We start from the raw sequence: 17,354 nt of genomic DNA, 5'->3' as shown, positions 1-17,354 counted from the left end.
GCGCCCGTCATTCTTGTTGCGCGACACGTATGGCTTTACCAGTTGCGGCGCAATCAGCTTGACCGCGTGTCCCAGCCTGCCGAGTTCGCGTGCCAAGTGGTGAGCAGCCCCGCAAGCCTCGATCACGAGCACTGTCGGCGGCAGTTTGGCAAAAAACTCCAGCATCGCCTTGCGGCTGAGCCGTTTGCGCAGCACCACCTGTTCTGACGCATCAACGCCATGGAGCTGGAAAATATACTTCGACGTATCCATCCCAATGCGGATAATCTGGCTCACGGACGGCTCCTGTGAATGGGTGTGTGACAACCTCATTCTGGCACACCTGATGCCGTAGGGGGCCGTCCACACCATCAACCACAGGCGAGCGTGGTTACGGGGACTCGGAGTTATCCGTCTTGCGCAACAACCTCGCCCTGGGGTTATGGGTCCCGGATCGGCGCGCGCCTTGAGGGCGCGCTTGTCCGGGACGACAGTTGAGATTGTTGAGACGGTATCCCGCCTCACATCGGCGGTGTCAGGCCGTCGCGGCCGACGCTGACGCGGTTGGTCTCGAACGAGCCGTCCGGCAGCTGCTTCATGAAGGCGATGACTTTTGCGCCGGCCTTCAAATCGGACCTGTCGCCCGGCACGAAGGTCACCACCGGCGTGTTGTCGGCGACGAACACCTTCTTCTCGCCGTCCTTGTACTTCACCAGCAACGTATGGCCATCATTGCCGACCACGCTCTCCGACACCGTCGCGTTGGTCATGCTCGAATTGGGCTTGAGGTCGTAGGGACGCGAGCCCTCGCCGGTGCCGCGCATGCTCTCGGGAAACACATGGACCTCGACCGCATTCTGGCCACCGTCCGGTCCCGGCACAGTGGTGGCGCCGACGAAAGAGCCGACCTTGATGTCGGCGAGTGAAGTTTTTGTAATGCCTGACACGCTGACATCAGGGGCGATGTGGAGCTTGACGTCCTCGCCGCTGCGCGACTTGACCTGCATGGTGTCGCCGCTGACGCTCTCGATCGTGCCGCGCACGCGCGTCGACACCGGCGCCTTCTGCGCGAAGGCATAGAGGGTGGAAGCGGCCACCATCGCGACGGCGATAAGCGGACGTGTGAAAGTTACGCGTTGAATGGTCATGAAGGTCTCCGATTGTCCCCACGGATGGAGAACTCCGGAAGACCGCCCGCTATTCTCTCAAGTCTTTGTGAGATCGGCCTCGACCAGCGCGCGCAGCTCGGCCGTGACTTGCGGCCGCCGGCCGAACCACAGCTCGAAGCCGCGCACCGCCTGGTGCAGCAGCATGCCGAGCCCGTCGGCGGTCTTCAGCCCGCGCGCCTGCGCTGCCGTCAGCAGCGGCGTCACCAGGGGAACATAGACGAGATCGGCGACGACGGCTTCTTGCGGCAGGCGCGACACGTCGACATCGAGTGCGGGCTGGCCGTGCATGCCGAGCGAGGTCGTGTTCACGAGAAGTTTTGCGCGCGGCAGCACGTCGCCGATCGCGTCCCACGTAACAGGATGGACGTCCGGCCCGAACTGCTTCGCCACCGTCTCGGCCCGCGCCATGGTGCGGTTGGCGAGGTGGATGCGCTTGATGCCGCGCTCGCGCAGGCCGAACACGACCGCGCGGGAGGAGCCGCCCGCCCCCAGCACCAGCGCCTCGTCGGTCGCGTCCCAGCCGGGCGCGCTGGCATCGAGATTGCCGATGAAACCCTCGACATCGGTGTTGGTCGAGCGCAGCTCTCCGTCTTCGAACCACAGCGTGTTGGCCGCGCCCACCGCCTGCGCCCGCGCATCGGGCGAAGACAACGCGAGGACGGCCTCCTTGTGCGGGATGGTGACGTTGGCGCCGACGAAGCCGCGCAGCGACAGCCGCAGCACGAAGTCTCTGAGATCATCGGGCGGAACCGCCTCGATGACGTAACCGCCTTCGATGCCGAGCGTACGCAGCCAGTAATGATGAATCAGCGGCGAGCGCGAATGCGCGGCCGGCCATCCGATCAGACAGGCTGCGGGAGCCTTGGTCACGGTCGTCCTTCCCCTGGGTCGTTTCCGTGACGATCCATTTCGCGTCCCGCGGGCGCTGTCAAGCGCGCGGGAGCCGCATCGTGACGCAGCAGCAGGCGTCGATCAAATCGCCCGGCGCGTGCGCGCCGTCAGCCTGCCGCAGCCTCGTCGGCCGCTCGGCTCTTGATGTCGGCGACGGCACGCTCGAGGCTCGTGCGATAGCGCGCGCGCGGCGGCGTGACGCCATGGGTCAGCAGCGCGCGGCGGACCGCGGGCGAGGCCCCGGTGATGAACAGCCGGATGCCCTGGCGGTGGGCCTTGGCGGCGACCCGCCCGAGCACGTTCGCCGCCGTCGAGTCCAGGAACGGCACCGCGGCGAAATCGACCACGAAGGCCTTGCGCTCGTCGGCGATGCCGTCGAGCACGCCGCCGATCACCGAAGCCGCGCCGAAGAAGAACGCGCCGGTGATGCGATAGACCAGCACGTCGGGGTCGACCGCGAGGGCGGGATCATAGGGCACGCGCTCGCCATTGCTGTCGTCGGGACGGTCGGCCGCCACCAGCGGGGAGCGTTCCTCGATGCCGGTTATCTCCGCCATGCGATGGATGAACAGCACCGCACCGAGTGCGAAGCCGACCAGGATGCCTTCGGTGAGGTCGCGGAAGATCGTGAGCAGGAAGGTCGCGAGCAGCACCACGGCGTCGCCCCAGGAGGAGCGCACGAGCGTCGCGAATTCATGTTTCTCCGCCATGGTCCAGGCCACCACGACCAGCACCGAGGCGAGCGCGGCGAGCGGGATGTAGCTGGCGAGCGGGGCTGCGATCAGCATGAACAGCAGCAGGAAGACCGAATGCAGCATGCCCGCCAGCGGTCCGCGCGCGCCGGCGCGGATGTTGGTGGCGGTGCGCGCGATCAGGCCGGTGACGCAGATGCCGCCGAACAGCGCCGAGCCGATATTGGCCGCGCCTTGCGCCACCAGCTCGCAATTGGAGCGGTGACGGCGCCCGGTCATGCCGTCGGCGACCACCGCCGACAGCAGCGATTCGATCGCGGCCAGCAGCGCGAACGCGATCGCGTCCGGCAACACCGCCTTCGCCTTCGCCAGCGAGAATGCCGGCAATGCCGGCGACGGCAATTCGCGCGGAATGCCGCCGAAGCGCGAGCCGATGGTCTCGACCGGCAGCGAGAACACCGCAGTCGCCACCGCAGCAACGGCTACCGCGATCAGGATGCCGGGCCAGGACGGCCGCCAGACCCGCAAGGCCGCGATGATCGCGATGCTGACGAGCGCGACGACAACCGCCGAGGGATTGACGGTGTGCAGGGCGCCCGCGAGTGCGGCGAGCTTCGGGACGAACTCGCTGGGCTCTTTGCCCGCGAGCGTGATGCCCGAGAGGTCGCGGAGCTGGCTGGCGAAGATGATCACCGCGATGCCGGCGGTGAAGCCGACCGTCACCGGATAGGGAATGAACTTGATGTAGGTGCCGACGCGCAACAGACCCGCAGCGATCAGGAACAAGCCCGCCATCAAGGTCGCGAGAATGACACCGTCGACGCCGTGACGCTCCGCGGTCGCCGCGACCAAGACGATGAACGCGCCGGCAGGTCCGCCGATCTGGAACCGGCTGCCGCCGAACAGGGAGGCGATGAAGCCGCCGACCACCGCAGTATAGAGACCGCGGTCCGGCGTCACGCCGGAGGCGATCGCGATCGCCATCGACAGCGGCAGCGCGACGATGGCCACCGTGAGGCCCGCGAACACGTCGGCGCGAAAATCCGACAGGTCGTAGCCCTCGCGCCAGACGGTGACGAGCTTCGGCAGATACAGTTCGGCAAAGGTCGGCTGGCGCAGCTGTTGCAGCCGGCTTGCGTGATCGCTGGTGATGCTCATGTCCCGAAGTGCCCCGCTGCATCGTGCGGCCGCCTAGCTCGGCGCGACGGTGCGTTAGTTCAAACTGCTCCCGGCATGATCATCTAGAGATCACGCCCCCACTCGACGCGGCGGCCCCGGCTGCTTCAGCCGAACCCCGCGTCCGCCGCTGTCGCTGCGCGCCTGCTCGCCGATCAGCTCGACGCCGGCCCGGTCGAACGCCTCGACCACCCTCATCAAGGTCTCGACCACGCCGCGCACGTTGCCGGTCGATGCCTCCATCCGCTGGATGGTCGGCAGCGACACGCCGGCGAGCTCGGCCAGGGTTTTCTGGTCGATGCCGAGCAGCGCGCGGGCTGCCCGCATCTGGAACGAGGTGATCACCTTGGCCTCACGTATCAGGGGTTATAAGTGATGTATAGAGCGTAGACAATGATGTAAAATACATCATTTAGGGGCGAGCGCAAGGGCCCATCTGCCTCCGCCGTCATTGCGAGGAGCTCTTGCGACGAAGCAATCCAGACCGCCTCCTCGGAGACAGCCTGGATTGCTTCGCTGCGCTCGCAATGACAGTGAGAAGGAGAGCGCGAGAGTCCAACATTCACCGCACGCGTGAAAACAGCCCCTCACCCCACCCTCTCCCCGTAAGAACGGGGAGAGGGAGTGAGAGAGGCGCGCGTCCCTTACTGCGCGAGAGACGGACTCACGCCGCGTGCTGATGCGCGGCGATGATCTGGTCGGCGGCGCGGCCCGTGACTTCGGCCATGTGGTCGAACTGACGGGTGAAGCTGCCGGCCCCCGCGGTGGCCGAGCGCAGCTCGACGATCAGCTCGCCGATCTCGGCTTCCGGCATCATGGCGCGGACGCAGTCCCAGCCGCTCCAGCCGTCGCGGGTGTCGAAGCCGAGGATCTGTCCGCGCCGCGCCGACAGGATCGCGTTGATCTTGGCAGTGGCATCGGTCGGACAGACGATCTCGACCACGTGGATCGGCTCCAGCAGGACCGGCTGGCATTGCGGCAGGCCTTCGTTGAGCCCGACCCGCGCTGCCGTGCGGAAGGCGAGATCGGAGCTATCGACGCTGTGATAGGAGCCGTCGGTCAGCGTCACCTGCACGTCGGTGACGGGGAAGCCGAGCGGGCCGCGCGTCAGCCCGTCGACGACGCCTTCCTCGACCGCCGGGATATAGTTGCGCGGCACCGCGCCGCCGACCACCTTCTCGGCGAACTTGAAGCCGTCGCCGCGCGGCAGCGGACTGATGTCGAGCACGACATCGCCGAACTGACCGTGGCCGCCGGACTGCTTCTTGTGCCGGCCGCGCTGGGTGATCGGCTTGCGGATGGTCTCCTGATAGCCGATCGCAGGCGGATGCGAGGTGACCTTGACGCCGAAGCGGTCACGCAAGCGCTCGCTGGCGACGCGCAGGTGCATCTCGCCCTGGCCCCACAGCACGGTGTCGTGGGTCTTGGGGTTCTGCACGATCAGGAGCGAAGGATCCTCCTCGTGCAGCCGCATCAGCGCCTGGCCGAGCTTGACGTCGTCCTTGCGATCGGTGGCCGCGACCGAGATTGCGAGCACGGCCGATGTCGGCTCCGCGGCAACCAGCGCCGCCGGCTGCGTCTTGCCGCCCGAGACCATATCGCCGGTCTTGACCGGATCGAGCTTGGCGAGCGCCACCGTGTCACCGGCTTCCGCCGAGGCACGCTTGGTGTCGTAGGCGCCGTTGACGGCGAGGATGCCGGAGATGCGCCCCGCGCCGCCGGAGGAGGATTGCAGCGTGGCGCCGTCGTCGAGATGGCCGGCGACGAGCCGCGTCAGCGACAGCTTTCCGCCGTGCTGCGAATGCAGCGTCTTGAAGATGTAGCCGAGCGCATCCTTGCTCTCGGGCGCACCGAGCCGCTTGGCAGTCTCGGCGACGCCGGGCGCCTCGTGGCGCAGCGCCTTCATCAGGCGCAGCACGCCGTTTTCGCGCGCGGCCGCACCGATCAGCACCGGGCAGATCAGCCCTTCGCGCAGTTCGCGGGCGAGATCGTCGAACACGGCATCGCGGGGCGGCTGGATGTCCTCCAGCAGTTGCTCCATCAGCGCGTCGTCGTGGTCGGCGAGCTTCTCCAGCATCGAGAAGCGGGCCTCCTTCTCGCGGTCGAGATCGCCGCCTTGGAGTGCGATCACCTCGGAGGCCTTGTGCTCGCGATAGATGAAGGCGCGCTCCAGCGCGAGATCGACGAAGCCTTCGATCAGCTCGCCCTTCCAGATCGGGATCTGGCGCAGCACCAGCGGCACGCGGGAGGCGGGCTGCAGCATCGCGAGGGTCTCGCGGATGCGCTGACTGGCGCGATCGATCTTGTTGAGGAACAGGAAACGCGGGATCTTCAGTTCCTCCAGCTCGCGCAGGATGATCTGAAGTTGCGGCAGCTTCTTCTCGTCGGCCTCGCAGACCACGATTGCGGCATCGACCGCGGGCAGCGCGGCGCGCATGTCGTGGGCGAACTCAACGGAACCGGGACAATCGAGGAAGGTGTAGCTGTCGCCCATGAAACTCGTGGTGGCGGCAGTGAGGCCGACAGTCATCTTGTGATGACGGGCCTCCGGGGTGGCGTCGCCGACGGAAGTTCCGGCGTCGACGCTGCCGGCGCGTGGGATTGCGCCCGTTCGCGCCAATATTGCTTCAAGAAGTGTGGTTTTACCGCTTTGGAAAGGGCCCACCAGCGCGATGCACCGTGGACCTCGGGGACTTCTGACGTCTTGTCCCATTTCGCCGCCTCCTTTGTGTGGAGCTCGGCCCATGATTGGGTCGGCAAACGCAGATGGTCTGCCCGTCCCTTAGATTTGGCAAGCATCAAACGTCGCTGCGGTGCGTCGTCCGTAAAATCGCGCCGCTTCGCGCGGCGCGATCACACGCAAAAGTGTTAACGGCCCGGACGGAGTTCCAGGCTTTCGAGACCGGCGGCGACGTTGAGGCCGACCTGGCCCTGCACGCTGAGCGGCTGAAGCGCGATCGAGTTGTTGGAGCCACCGACCAGCACGTTGCCGCCGAGACCGACGCCGATCGAGGCGCTGCCCTGCGCGCCGGCGTAATTGCCGGAGAGATCGCCGGGACCGAGCCGGTCGACCGGCGCGAACACGCCCCAGGCGAGCGTGGTCTCCTGGGTGATGCCGATGTCGAGGCCCACTTTCCGGATCGTCGCGACATAGCGGTCTTCAGGCAAGCCGTCGGCGCGCAGCACGCAGCCGAGATTGGTCACCGATCCCACGATGAAGCCGACGCTGGCGCCGCCGCGGCATTCGAGCACGCCGACGCGGACCATCCGCTGTTGCTGCGCGCTGCTGCTTGCGACGGAGACAACGAGGCTGGCGGCAGCGAGCCCGGCGAAGATGAACGAACGGCGCATGAATGTCTCCGGCAATGATGGGATGCGAGCTGGAAGGACGCGGCACACGCCGCGCGATGGTCTATGCCACAAGAGGCGTGGTGGTGCCATATCGCGCGCGACGATAGACGTGCAAACGAAAAAAGGCCCGCCAGAGGCGGGCCTTTTCGGAAGTCCGTCGCGAGAGTCTTACCGCAGATTGCCGCAGAAGCGCTGGATGCGCTTGCAGGCGTCTTCGAGGTCCGAGGTCTTGGTCGCGTAGGAGATGCGGAACGCCGGGCCGAGGCCGAAGGCCGAACCCTGCACCACGGCGACGCCTTCGGTCTCCAGCAGCTCGGTGACGAACTGCTCGTCGTTGCCGATCACGTTGCCCGACGGCGCTTTCTTGCCGATCGTGCCGGCGCAGGACGGATAGACGTAGAACGCACCCTCGGGACGCGGGCACTCGATGCCGTTCGCCTGGTTGAGCATGGAGACGACGAGGTCGCGACGCTCCTTGAACACCTTGTTGTTGGCGGGGATGAAGTCCTGCGGACCGTTCAGCGCCTCCACCGAGGCCCATTGTGCGATCGAGCACGGGTTCGAGGTCGACTGCGACTGGATGGTCGACATCGCCTTGATGAGCTGGGCGGGGCCGCCGGCATAGCCGATGCGCCAGCCGGTCATGCAATAGGCCTTCGACACGCCGTTCACCGTGAGCGTGCGGTCGTAGAGGCCCGGCTCGACCTGCGCGACCGTGGTGAACTGGAAGTCGTCATAGACGAGATGCTCGTACATGTCGTCGGTCATCACCCAGACATGCGGATGCTTGACCAGCACGTCGGTGAGCGCCTTGAGCTCGGCCCTGGTGTAGGCCGCGCCGGTCGGGTTCGACGGCGAGCACAGGATTACCCATTTGGTCTTCGGCGTGATTGCGCGCTCGAGCGCCTCGGGCTGCAGCTTGAAGCCGGCCGCGGCGGTGCAGACCACCGGCACCGGCTCGCCGCCGGCGAGCGCCACCATCTCGGGATAGCTGACCCAGTACGGCGCGGGGATGATCACCTCGTCGCCCGGATTGATGGTCGCCATCAGCGCGTTGTAGAGCACCTGCTTGCCGCCGGTGCCGACGATGACCTGGTTCGGCTTGTAGACGACGCCGTTCTCGCGCTGAAACTTCGCGATGATGGCTTCCTTCAGCTCGGGGATGCCGTCGACCGCGGTGTACTTGGTCTTGCCGGCCTCGATGGCGCGGATCGCCGCGAGCTTGATGTTGGCGGGCGTGTCGAAGTCGGGCTCGCCGGCCCCTAAGCCGATGACGTTGCGGCCCGCCGCCTTCAGCGCGCGTGCTTTATCCGTGACCGCGATGGTCGCGGACGGCTTCACACGGTCGAGCGCAGCGGCAAGGAAGGACATCGTCATCTCCTGACAAGCGTCGTGAACCCTTTGGCCTCACGACTCTGATTGTGGGAATGGAGCCACCCTAAAACGTGTGCCGCTGCACCGCAAGAAACTTCGGCCCGATCCCGCAAAAGTTTACGGATTCCGCCGCTTCGAGGCGCGATTTCCCGCAATATTCCGTAACTTTTGCCGCGCAAACCCCTCATATCCGGCAAGGCTTGTCCTCGGAGCAATTTGAGGCCGCGCGGGCGCCGAGAACCGACCACGAGGCTGACGTTTCCGAGGACGTCCGGAAAGCCTCGAGCCGATCGCGAGCGCCAGGCTCGATCACGGCCACTCAACGCCTCACACAATCTGCGGCGCAACGCGTCCACGCGTTGACGCAAGCGTGATCTGATTTGTAGCGTCGCGTGGAAATGATCTTCCGCGGCACTGCAGTGCGGTAGGGTTTTCGAGTTTTTCTATTGGCCGGCTCTTGCGGCGGATTCGCATCGGCATCATTGTTTAGCCGCGGCGCGTGGGCAGGATGCGCCGCGCTCCCCCGTCCCAGGTTCAGAACTTTCAGAATGTACAAGCTCTATTCGATGCAACGCTCGGGCAACAGCTACAAGGTCCGCCTTGCGCTGGCGCTGTTGAACCTGCCCTACGAAGCGGTCGAGGTGGACATTCTGCGCGGCGAAAGCCGCACACCGGACTTCCTGTCCAAGAACCCGTCGGGCCAGGTGCCGCTGCTCGAGGTCGACGGGGACCGCTATCTCGCCGAGTCCAACGCCATCCTCTGGTACGTCGCCGTCGGAACGCCGCTCGCACCGGAGAACCGCATCGACCGCGCCGAGGCGCTGCAATGGATGTTCTTCGAGCAGCACGCGCTCGAGCCGAATATCGGCGCCGCCTATTTCTGGCTGTCGCTGGTCAAGGGCGGCCGCGACCTCCAGACTCATTCGCTGGAGGACTGGATGGAGCGCGGCTATGGCGCGCTCCAGGTGATGGAGAACCACCTCAAGACCAATTCCTATTTCGCCGCCCGCCAGCTCACGGTCGCCGACATCGCGCTGTACGGCTACACCCACCTCGCTGATCGCTGCGACTTCGACCTCCAGGCCTTCCCGGCGATCCGGGACTGGCTCAAGCGCGTGGAGGCCGCCCCCGGCTTCGTGTCGATGGACTGGCGTCCGGCCGACATCGACGACCCCGCCAGTATCGCAGCGGGCGCCTGACGGCGGCCCTCCCTGCCTCGTGGAATAGCAGGCATAAAGGTAACATTTGCCGCAATCCGGCCATTTTCAGCGCGACAGCCGCCGCAATATTGCCGGTTGAAACTGGGAAATTGTGGAAAGTCGCGGGTGATTCGCTCGCACGTTGAAGGATTTAGACCATGATTCGGGCGTCCGGCACGGCAGGCTTTCAGGGCCGACCCGCTACCGTTTCGTCTTCCCGGCTGACCAATGCGGTCGCGGCCTCGCTCGCCGTCGCCGCGCTCTCGCTGTGCCTGATCGTCACCCTGACAGTGCTGTCGACCAAGGCGACCATGGCGATGGGCCTGCCGGTCTGATTCCCGTTTCATCCTGGACCTGCCTTCAAGGTGCCGCGCGGCCCGCGCTAACCGGCATCGCGACAGGACGTCGATGAAATCACCTGTGGTCGTCGTTGCAATTACCCTGACCGCGGCCATCCTGGTCGCGGCGTCGCTGTTGATTTTCACCGGCATGCGCAAGAACTCGGGCGCCTCGACGCTGAATGCGCCGGCGTTGCAGCAGCTCAGGCATTCGCATTTGGTCTAAAATCATCTGAAAGCTTGGCGCGCCGTCGCAAGCCGCCCTTAAGCACTCCGCACGATTCCTCACCGCGCCGGCGCAACAATCGGTCAGTGTTGCGGCGTTCCCTCGTTCAGGGAGGAACGAGACAGGCCATGCGGTCCGGATGGCGTGCGATTTGCGGTCCGATGCTGACGGTAGCGGTCACGCTGCTGGCGATCCTGCTCGATCGCTCCGTTCACATTCCCTCGCCTGCACCGCTGTTCGTCTGCATCGTCGCGCTTGCCGGCGCGCTGGCGGGTTTCGCCTCCGCCATGACCAGTGCGGCCCTCGCGGTCGCCGGCGCGGCGCTGTTCTTCGCTGGCCATCGTGCCGTGCCCCTCCATGCCAGCGCGGATCTGGTCGGCCTCCTCGCGGTGACAGCCTTCGGCACCGCAGGCATCACCGGCCTGATGCGCGAGCGGCTGCTCGCCGCCTTCGCAACTGAGCGCCAGAGCCACGCTACCGCCGCGCGGCTGTCCGCCGCGCTCGACCAGGTCGATATCGGCATCGTGCTGCTCGATGCCGAGACGCGGGCCGAATTCATCAACCGCGCCTTCCGCGATTATTTCGCAGTGCCGGACGACATCGCCGACGGCAAGCCGCCCTTCATCGCGCTGATGTATCACAGCCGCGACACCGGCGCGTTCGAGCTGCCCGAGGACGAGCTCGGCACCTTCATCGCGCAGCGCATGGAGATGGTGCGGGTCGGCGATGCGACGCCGATCAACATCAAATTGCGCAATGGCGAGGTGCTGCGCTTCGTCTGCGCCGCGCTGCCCGACGGCGGGCGCATGCTGAGCTACACGCCGGTCACCGACCTCGTGCGCCACACCGATGCGCCCTCGCGCGCCGACTACTACCGCTCGCTGCGCGATCCCCAGAGCCGCAAGCTGATCCGGTATCTGCGCGTCGCGGAGTGAGGCGACTGTGCCGTGCGCTGCACTACAATCCGAACCGGTGCTCGTGGAAACAGCCCCTCACCCCACCCTCTCCCCGCAAGGGCGGGGCGAGGGAGCGAGAGAGCGGCGCGCCCCTCACTCAAGCGAGCGTTGCTCGTCTTAACCTCTCCCCGCTCTTCCGCGGGGAGAGGTCGGATTGCCCCGGCGATGCGCAGCATCGTCCAGTGCAATCCGGGTGAGGGGCATGGCACACTGTTGCCACAACTGAATATCCGTCCGACTCGCGAGACAATTGATCGCCTCGCCCTTCATCACGTATGAAGCATTCCTCATCGATCGCGGAATTCTCACATGTCGCTCACCATTCGCTCCGTCACGAGGCAGGACTACGATCAGTGGCTGCCGCTGTGGGACGGCTATAACGCTTTCTACGGCCGCTCGGGCCCGACCGCGCTTGCGCCCGAAATTACGAAGATGACGTGGCAGCGCTTCTTCGATGCCTATGAGCCGGTGCATGCGCTGGTCGCCGAGAGTGACGGCAAGCTGCTCGGGCTGACGCACTATCTGTTTCATCGCAGCACCACCGCGATCGAGCCGTCCTGCTATCTGCAGGACCTGTTCACGCTGGAGGCCGCGCGGGGCAAGGGGGTCGCCTCGGCGCTGATCTACGGCGTCTACGAGCGGGCGAAGATGGCGGGGTCGCCGCGGGTCTACTGGCAGACGCACGAGACCAACGTCACCGCGCAAAGCCTTTACGACAAGGTCGCCGAGCGCTCGGGCTTCATCGTCTATCGCAAGCTGTTCTGACCCCGCGCACAGCCTGTGGATAACTCGGACTGTCACCGGCGCGTAACACGCCGGGACTAGGCTGTACCTGCGTCTGATCAGGCCCCCCGTCACCGATCAAGCGCCCAAAGCGGTCCCCGTCAGTCGCCGCGTCTGACAGGGGCCGCATTTTTTTGTCCGCGCTGCAGGCATGGCAGCAGCGCGGCGGGCAGCTTGCTGCTGCGGCGCACGGTGGTCAGAATGCCCGCCGCTCATCTCCGACAGGATCTTTCATGGAAATTCGCAATCTCGGCGCCTCCGGCCTTCGCGTGTCCGCGGTCGGGCTCGGCTGCAACAATTTCGGCCAGCGCACCGACCTCGAGACCTCGCGCAAGGTGATCCATCGCGCGCTCGACCTCGGCATCACGCTGTTCGACACCGCCGACATCTATTCGAACATGGGCGGCTCGGAGACCGTGCTCGGCACCGTGCTGGGCGATCGCCGCAAGGACATCGTGCTGGCGACGAAATATGCCAAGCCAATGGCCGAGGACGGCACCAAGCAGGGCGCCTCGCGCCGCTACATCATGGAGGCCGTGGAAGCGAGCCTGAAGCGGCTGAAGACCGATTACATCGATCTCTATCAGCAGCACGACTACGACCCGCTGACGCCGATCGAGGAGAGCCTGCGCGCGCTCGACGATCTCATCCGCCAGGGCAAGGTCCGCTACATCGGCAATTCGAACTTTCCGGCCTGGCGGATCGCGGAAGCGGAATACGTCGCACGCGCGATGAATGTCAGCCGCTTCGTCTCCTGCCAGGACGAATATTCCCTGCTCGTGCGCGACATCGAGAAGGACCTGCTGCCGGCCGCAGCGGAATACAAGCTCGGCCTGTTGCCGTTCTTCCCGCTCGCAAGCGGCCTGTTGACCGGCAAATACAGGAAGGGCGAGGCCGCGCCTGCCGACACCCGCTTCGGCAAGGTGCCGCGGCTGCGCGACCGTTACGTCACGCCGCACAACGAGGACATCGTCGAGAAGCTCGCCGCCTTCGCCAAGGCGCGCGGCCATTCGATGCTGGAGCTCGCCTTCTCCTGGCTCGCCGCGCGCCCGCAGGTGTCGAGCGTGATTGCGGGCGCGACCCGCGTCGAGCAGATCGAGGAGAACGTCAAGGCGATCACGTGGAAGCTCAGCGCGGAGGAGATGGCGGAGATCGACAGGATCACGCTGGGCTGATGCTTGAAACGCGGCGCTACTTGGCGCCGCGTCCCACGGTCTGCATCACCTCAAAGCCCTCGAACTGGGGATGGCCGAGATAGAGCGGCTTGTTGTCGCCGGCCCGGTGATGCGCGGCGCGAAACGCCTCCGACTTGGTCCAGGCCTCGAACGCGGCATGGTTCGCCCACACGGTGTGCGAGGCGTAGAGCGTGTGGTCCTCCGCTTCCGGCCCGCGCAGCAGATGAAATTCGACGAAGCCCGGCACCTTGTCCAGATGCGTGTCGCGGCTGAGCCAGACCTGCTCGAAGGCGGACTCGGAGCCCTTGGCTACGCGGAAGCGGTTCATGGCGATGTACATGGGGTGGTGTCTCCTGATGCAGGAATTGTAAGGGACGCACCGCCCTCTCGCTCCCTCGCCCCGTTCTTACGGGGAGAGGGCGGGGTGAGGGGCTGCTTCCGCGAGCTCGGTCTCGATTGTAGGCGATGTGCGCGATGCACGCACGGTCAATGTGGGAGTCGGATACACTGCCCTCTTGGCAACAGCGTGCCCTGCCCCTCACCCGGATTGCACCGGACGATGCTGCGCATCGCCGGGGCAATCCGACCTCTCCCCGCGAAGAGCGGGGAGAGGTTAAAGCCCGCCTCCCGCGGTCGCGAGTTCAGCCTGAATTACGGTGAGAACACCTTCGATATTCCCAAGAACATCGTTGTTCCAGAAGCGAAGCACCCTGTACCCCTTCTCTGCCAAGCGCTCGTCTCGAATCGCATCTGATGCAGATTCATTGTGCTGCCCCCCGTCGACTTCTATGACGATCCGCTTCTCGCGACATACGAAGTCGCAAATGTAGCCGATAACCGGCTCTTGCCTGACGAACTTGTTGCCATCGATCCTCCGATTGCGAATGCGATTCCAGAGAACCGTCTCTGCATCCGTTTGATCAGCGCGCAAGCGTCGCGCGAGCCGGATGGGTTTTTCGTTGTGGCCACGCATTGCCCTGCCCCTCACCCGTGATGGACGCGCCGCCCTCTCACTCCCTCGCCCCGTTCTTACGGGGAGAGGGTGGGGTGAGGGGCTGTCTCTGCGAGTTCGGTGTGAATTGTAAGCGAAGTGCGTGGCGCGCGCACGGCCATTGTGGAGTCGGATGGACTATCACTTTGGAACAGCGTGCCCTGCCCCTCACCCGGATTGCACCGGACGATGCTGCGCATCGCCGGGGCAATCCGACCTCTCCCCGCGAAGGGCGGGGAGAGGTTAAGCAACCAATCCCTTCATCGGCCTTGCGCTCGCGCTATCCGGAAACACCGTCTCCGCCAGCACACGATCCGACAGGCCGAACTGGTCCTGCAGCACGCCCTTGACTACCGAGCGCAAATCCGTGGTGGGCTTGAGGTCGCGGGCCTCATACAAGTTCGCAAGCTTCAGGCCCGGCCAATCGGAGATGACGCGGCCGCCCTTCACGGCGCCGCCGGCGAGCAGCGCGATGGTGCCGGTGCCGTGATCGGTGCCGTCGGTGCCGTTGATGCGCGCGGTGCGACCGAATTCGGTGGCGACGACGACGACGGTGTCGCGCCAGCGATCCCCCAGGCCGCTTTCGAATTCCGCGAGCGCGCCGTCGAGCCCGCCGAGCAGGAAGGCCAAACGTCCGACCGGGCCGCCCTCATTGGCATGCGTATCCCAGCCGTCGAAGGCGAGCGCGGCGATGCGCGGACCATCGTCGGCCGCCATCAGCTTGGCCGCGCCGCGCGCGACCTGGCGCATCTGCGCGACCTGATTGCCGCCCTTCGGCTTCATGTCGTCGCCAACAGCGACCTTGTCGAGCTGAAGACCTTGCGACAGCGCCGAGGACAAAGCGGGATCGCGGTGGCGGTAGAGATCGACAAGGCGCATCGCGGTGTCGTCGTCGGCCTGGGGCAGCGCGACCGGCGCCCAGCCGACCGTCGGCGCATTGCCCCGTAGCACCAGCGGCGTGGTCGGCCCGACCGCAAGACCGCTGGACACGCGCTCGCCGCGCGGCAGCGCTTCCAGCGCACGGTTGAGCCAGCCGGACTGCACGCGGCCGGGGCCGGCATAGCCGCTCTCGAGCACGTCCTGGCCGTCGAAATGCGAGCGGTCGCGATAGGGCGTCGCCACCGCATGGATCACTGCGGCATGCTTGTCGCGATACATGCGCGCGAATTCCGGCATCGCGGGATGCAGCGCGAAGAATGAGTCGAGCAGGATCGCGGGATGCGCGCCATCGACGGTGAGCGCGATCGAGCCGTGCAGGCCGGCATAATCGGGGTCACCGAGCGGCGCGACGGTCGAGAGCCCGTCGAGCGCGCCGCGCAGGATCACGACGATCAATCGCGGATCGCGCCCATCAGCCGCGCGGGCGAATTTCGGCAAGTAAGCCCAGGCCGCGAAGGAGGCGCCGCCGAGCAAGAGGCCGCGGCGCGAGGTGAGGAGGCGGTTCTCGACGCAGTCCATCATCATCTCCTCTGCATTTCCGGCGACATCAGCAGCAGCGCCAGCGCCTGCTGGCGCGATTCCGCACGCTCGATGGTGCGGCGCGTTTCGATCGAAGCCGCATCCGCCGCTGCGAACTCCAGCAGGTCGAGCGGATCGATGTTGTTGCCGAGCCGCGCGCCCATTTGCGCGGCGATGTCGAGCCTGAGCTTCATGCCTTCGGGCGCAGCCCAGGCGGCGCTGGTATCCGGAAAACCATTGGGACCGGCGGGCGACCACAGCGGCTGGCCGAGCAGGTTGAGGCTGTTGAGATACTGGCCGGGATCCTCGGGCACCCGCGCGAGCAGCCGGCCGCTCGCGACCAGGAAATCGTAAGGGCTGCGCATCTTGGTCAGCGGCGCCTTCCAGGCCTCATCGGAATCGACCAGCGCCATCGCAAGCGCCTTGAGGTCACCGTCGGTCTTGACGAAGACGTCGCACAGCCGCGCCACGAGCGCCGGCGGCGGCTCGTCGGCGACGAAGTGACGGACGAATTTCGTCGCGATGAAATTCGCGGTCGATGGATGCCGCGCGATGTCGGCCAGCGCGGCTTCGCCCTGTGCCAGGCCGGTCGGCTCGTAAGTCTTTCCGAGCAGCATCTGCGGACCGGGCTGATGCGCATTGGTGTTGAACACGAAGGAGCCCGGTGTGCCGAGCTGCCCTTGCCTTCCGGCAAAGGTCCAGCCGGTGATGATGCGCGCGAGCGAAGTGACATCGTCCTGCGTGTAGCCGCCGCCGACGCCGAGCGTATGCAGCTCCATGATCTCGCGCGCGAGATTTTCGTTGAGCCCGCGCTTACGGTTCTGGCCCGCGCGCGAGTCCGGCCCGAGCGATTGCTGGTTGTCGAGGAAGAACAGCATGGCCGGATGCTGCTCGACCGCCTTGAGCATGTCGGCGAAGCGTCCAAGCACATGCGGCCTGATCGCCTCACGCTCGAACGCGCCGGCCCAGATCCGCGCCAGCTCGCCCTTGGTCGCGGAGATGCAGAAATGGTTGGACCAGAACACGACCAGCCGCTCGGTGAAGCCGCACTCGACCAGCGTCGCGCGCTGCAGGCGCGCCAGCGCCTCGGCGCGAAAGGTTTTCTGGATCACGTTGAGCGGCTGCGGCGCGGGCTTTGCGGCCGGCGGCGTCGCCGCATTGGGCTGCATGGTCTCGGGCTTGGCTGGCGCCTCAGTTGGCTTGGCCTCGGCCATCTGGCCGGCGATCTCGCTCGCGGCTGTGTTGAGTGAAAGATTGCGGCGCAAAGCGGGCTTCTGATCGGCTGGCGCCTGCGGCGGTGGCGCCTCGGGGGGCGTGCCGGCCTTGGCGGCCGCCTCGCGCGCCTGCTTGACCTGGTCCTGATAGGCGAACACGGCCTGGCCGAGCTGCGACGTCGATTGCAGGCCCGACGCCTCCAGCAGCACGCCGTTGGGACGGGCCAGTTCCGCCTTCACGAAACCTCGGGGATCGGAGGCCGCGTTGATGAGATCGCCGGATGCCCCGCCACGGGCGCCGAAGCCGAAGCGGTTGAGCGCAACGAGGGCGGCTTGCGAATCGCGGGCCATCGATTTGTCCTTCGCCGCTTTCCTGATGCGT

Annotated in this window: 17 protein-coding genes and 1 pseudogene; 6 read left to right on the top strand and 12 right to left on the bottom strand. The window is 66.0% G+C overall.

Features of this window, described 5'->3' with window-relative positions; translation table 11 throughout:
* The 8 genes and pseudogenes from GGD63_RS14650 to GGD63_RS14615 form a co-directional block, all read right to left on the bottom strand.
* A pseudogene (locus tag GGD63_RS14650) lies at positions 1-276 on the bottom strand (IS110 family transposase); the annotation flags it as partial.
* Positions 277-500: 224 nt separating this feature from the next.
* Positions 501-1,127 (bottom strand): hypothetical protein, encoded by a 627-nt coding sequence (locus GGD63_RS14645; protein WP_183243054.1) that lies wholly within the window; start codon positions 1,125-1,127, stop codon positions 501-503.
* A gap of 57 nt (positions 1,128-1,184) precedes the next feature.
* On the bottom strand, positions 1,185-2,018 hold the full coding sequence (locus GGD63_RS14640) for a shikimate dehydrogenase (protein ID WP_183243052.1): 834 nt from the start codon (positions 2,016-2,018) through the stop codon (positions 1,185-1,187).
* Between the two features lie 128 nt (positions 2,019-2,146).
* Entirely contained in the window at positions 2,147-3,889 is a 1,743-nt protein-coding gene (locus GGD63_RS14635) for a SulP family inorganic anion transporter (RefSeq protein WP_183243050.1), read from the bottom strand.
* Positions 3,890-3,979: 90 nt separating this feature from the next.
* Positions 3,980-4,252 carry a helix-turn-helix domain-containing protein gene (locus tag GGD63_RS14630; RefSeq protein WP_183243048.1) on the bottom strand — a complete coding sequence of 91 codons (273 nt, stop codon included), beginning with the start codon at positions 4,250-4,252 and terminating at the stop codon, positions 3,980-3,982.
* Positions 4,253-4,571: 319 nt separating this feature from the next.
* A complete protein-coding gene (locus GGD63_RS14625; RefSeq protein WP_183243046.1) occupies positions 4,572-6,620 on the bottom strand; it encodes an elongation factor G in 2,049 nt (682 codons plus the stop codon).
* A gap of 155 nt (positions 6,621-6,775) precedes the next feature.
* Positions 6,776-7,258: a DUF992 domain-containing protein gene (locus tag GGD63_RS14620; protein WP_183243044.1), complete on the bottom strand. Its 483-nt coding sequence runs from the start codon at positions 7,256-7,258 to the stop codon at positions 6,776-6,778.
* 168 nt (positions 7,259-7,426) lie between these two features.
* A complete protein-coding gene (locus tag GGD63_RS14615) occupies positions 7,427-8,629 on the bottom strand; it encodes a pyridoxal phosphate-dependent aminotransferase (RefSeq protein ID WP_183243042.1) in 1,203 nt (400 codons plus the stop codon).
* A gap of 551 nt (positions 8,630-9,180) precedes the next feature.
* Between GGD63_RS14615 and GGD63_RS14610 the strand changes: the two genes are divergently transcribed.
* The 6 genes from GGD63_RS14610 (at position 9,181) to GGD63_RS14585 (ending at position 13,309) form a co-directional block, all read left to right on the top strand.
* A complete protein-coding gene (locus GGD63_RS14610; protein ID WP_183243041.1) occupies positions 9,181-9,831 on the top strand; it encodes a glutathione S-transferase family protein in 651 nt (216 codons plus the stop codon).
* Between the two features lie 158 nt (positions 9,832-9,989).
* Complete coding sequence (locus GGD63_RS14605; protein WP_183243039.1) at positions 9,990-10,166, top strand: hypothetical protein; 177 nt, start codon at positions 9,990-9,992, stop codon at positions 10,164-10,166.
* Positions 10,167-10,239: 73 nt separating this feature from the next.
* Positions 10,240-10,395, top strand: a complete 156-nt coding sequence (locus GGD63_RS14600; RefSeq protein ID WP_183243037.1) for a hypothetical protein — start codon at positions 10,240-10,242, stop codon at positions 10,393-10,395.
* A 128-nt stretch (positions 10,396-10,523) separates the two neighbouring features.
* Positions 10,524-11,330, top strand: coding sequence for a PAS-domain containing protein (locus tag GGD63_RS14595; RefSeq protein WP_183243035.1), 807 nt, complete (start codon positions 10,524-10,526; stop codon positions 11,328-11,330).
* A 330-nt stretch (positions 11,331-11,660) separates the two neighbouring features.
* A complete protein-coding gene (locus GGD63_RS14590; RefSeq protein WP_183243033.1) occupies positions 11,661-12,116 on the top strand; it encodes a GNAT family N-acetyltransferase in 456 nt (151 codons plus the stop codon).
* A gap of 251 nt (positions 12,117-12,367) precedes the next feature.
* The gene (locus GGD63_RS14585) at positions 12,368-13,309 is read left to right on the top strand and encodes an aldo/keto reductase (protein ID WP_183243031.1); all 942 of its coding nucleotides are present in this window, start codon (positions 12,368-12,370) and stop codon (positions 13,307-13,309) included.
* 16 nt (positions 13,310-13,325) lie between these two features.
* Here GGD63_RS14585 and GGD63_RS14580 read toward each other — a convergent pair whose 3' ends face one another.
* From GGD63_RS14580 to GGD63_RS14565, 4 genes are all read right to left on the bottom strand, one after another.
* Positions 13,326-13,649 carry an antibiotic biosynthesis monooxygenase gene (locus GGD63_RS14580; RefSeq protein WP_183243029.1) on the bottom strand — a complete coding sequence of 108 codons (324 nt, stop codon included), beginning with the start codon at positions 13,647-13,649 and terminating at the stop codon, positions 13,326-13,328.
* A 273-nt stretch (positions 13,650-13,922) separates the two neighbouring features.
* The gene (locus GGD63_RS14575) at positions 13,923-14,282 is read right to left on the bottom strand and encodes an endonuclease domain-containing protein (protein ID WP_183243027.1); all 360 of its coding nucleotides are present in this window, start codon (positions 14,280-14,282) and stop codon (positions 13,923-13,925) included.
* A gap of 261 nt (positions 14,283-14,543) precedes the next feature.
* Entirely contained in the window at positions 14,544-15,761 is a 1,218-nt protein-coding gene (locus GGD63_RS14570; protein WP_183243091.1) for a DUF1501 domain-containing protein, read from the bottom strand.
* Complete coding sequence (locus GGD63_RS14565) at positions 15,761-17,323, bottom strand: DUF1800 family protein (protein WP_183243025.1); 1,563 nt, start codon at positions 17,321-17,323, stop codon at positions 15,761-15,763. Before GGD63_RS14565 ends, GGD63_RS14570 begins: the two co-directional genes overlap by 1 nt.
* Between the last annotated feature and the right edge of the window lie 31 nt (positions 17,324-17,354).

Source organism: Bradyrhizobium sp. cir1, assembly GCF_014198245.1.
Taxonomy (GTDB): Bacteria; Pseudomonadota; Alphaproteobacteria; order Rhizobiales; family Xanthobacteraceae; genus Bradyrhizobium.
Note: the sequence above shows the minus strand (reverse complement) of the source record. Positions and strands in the feature narration are given on the sequence as shown.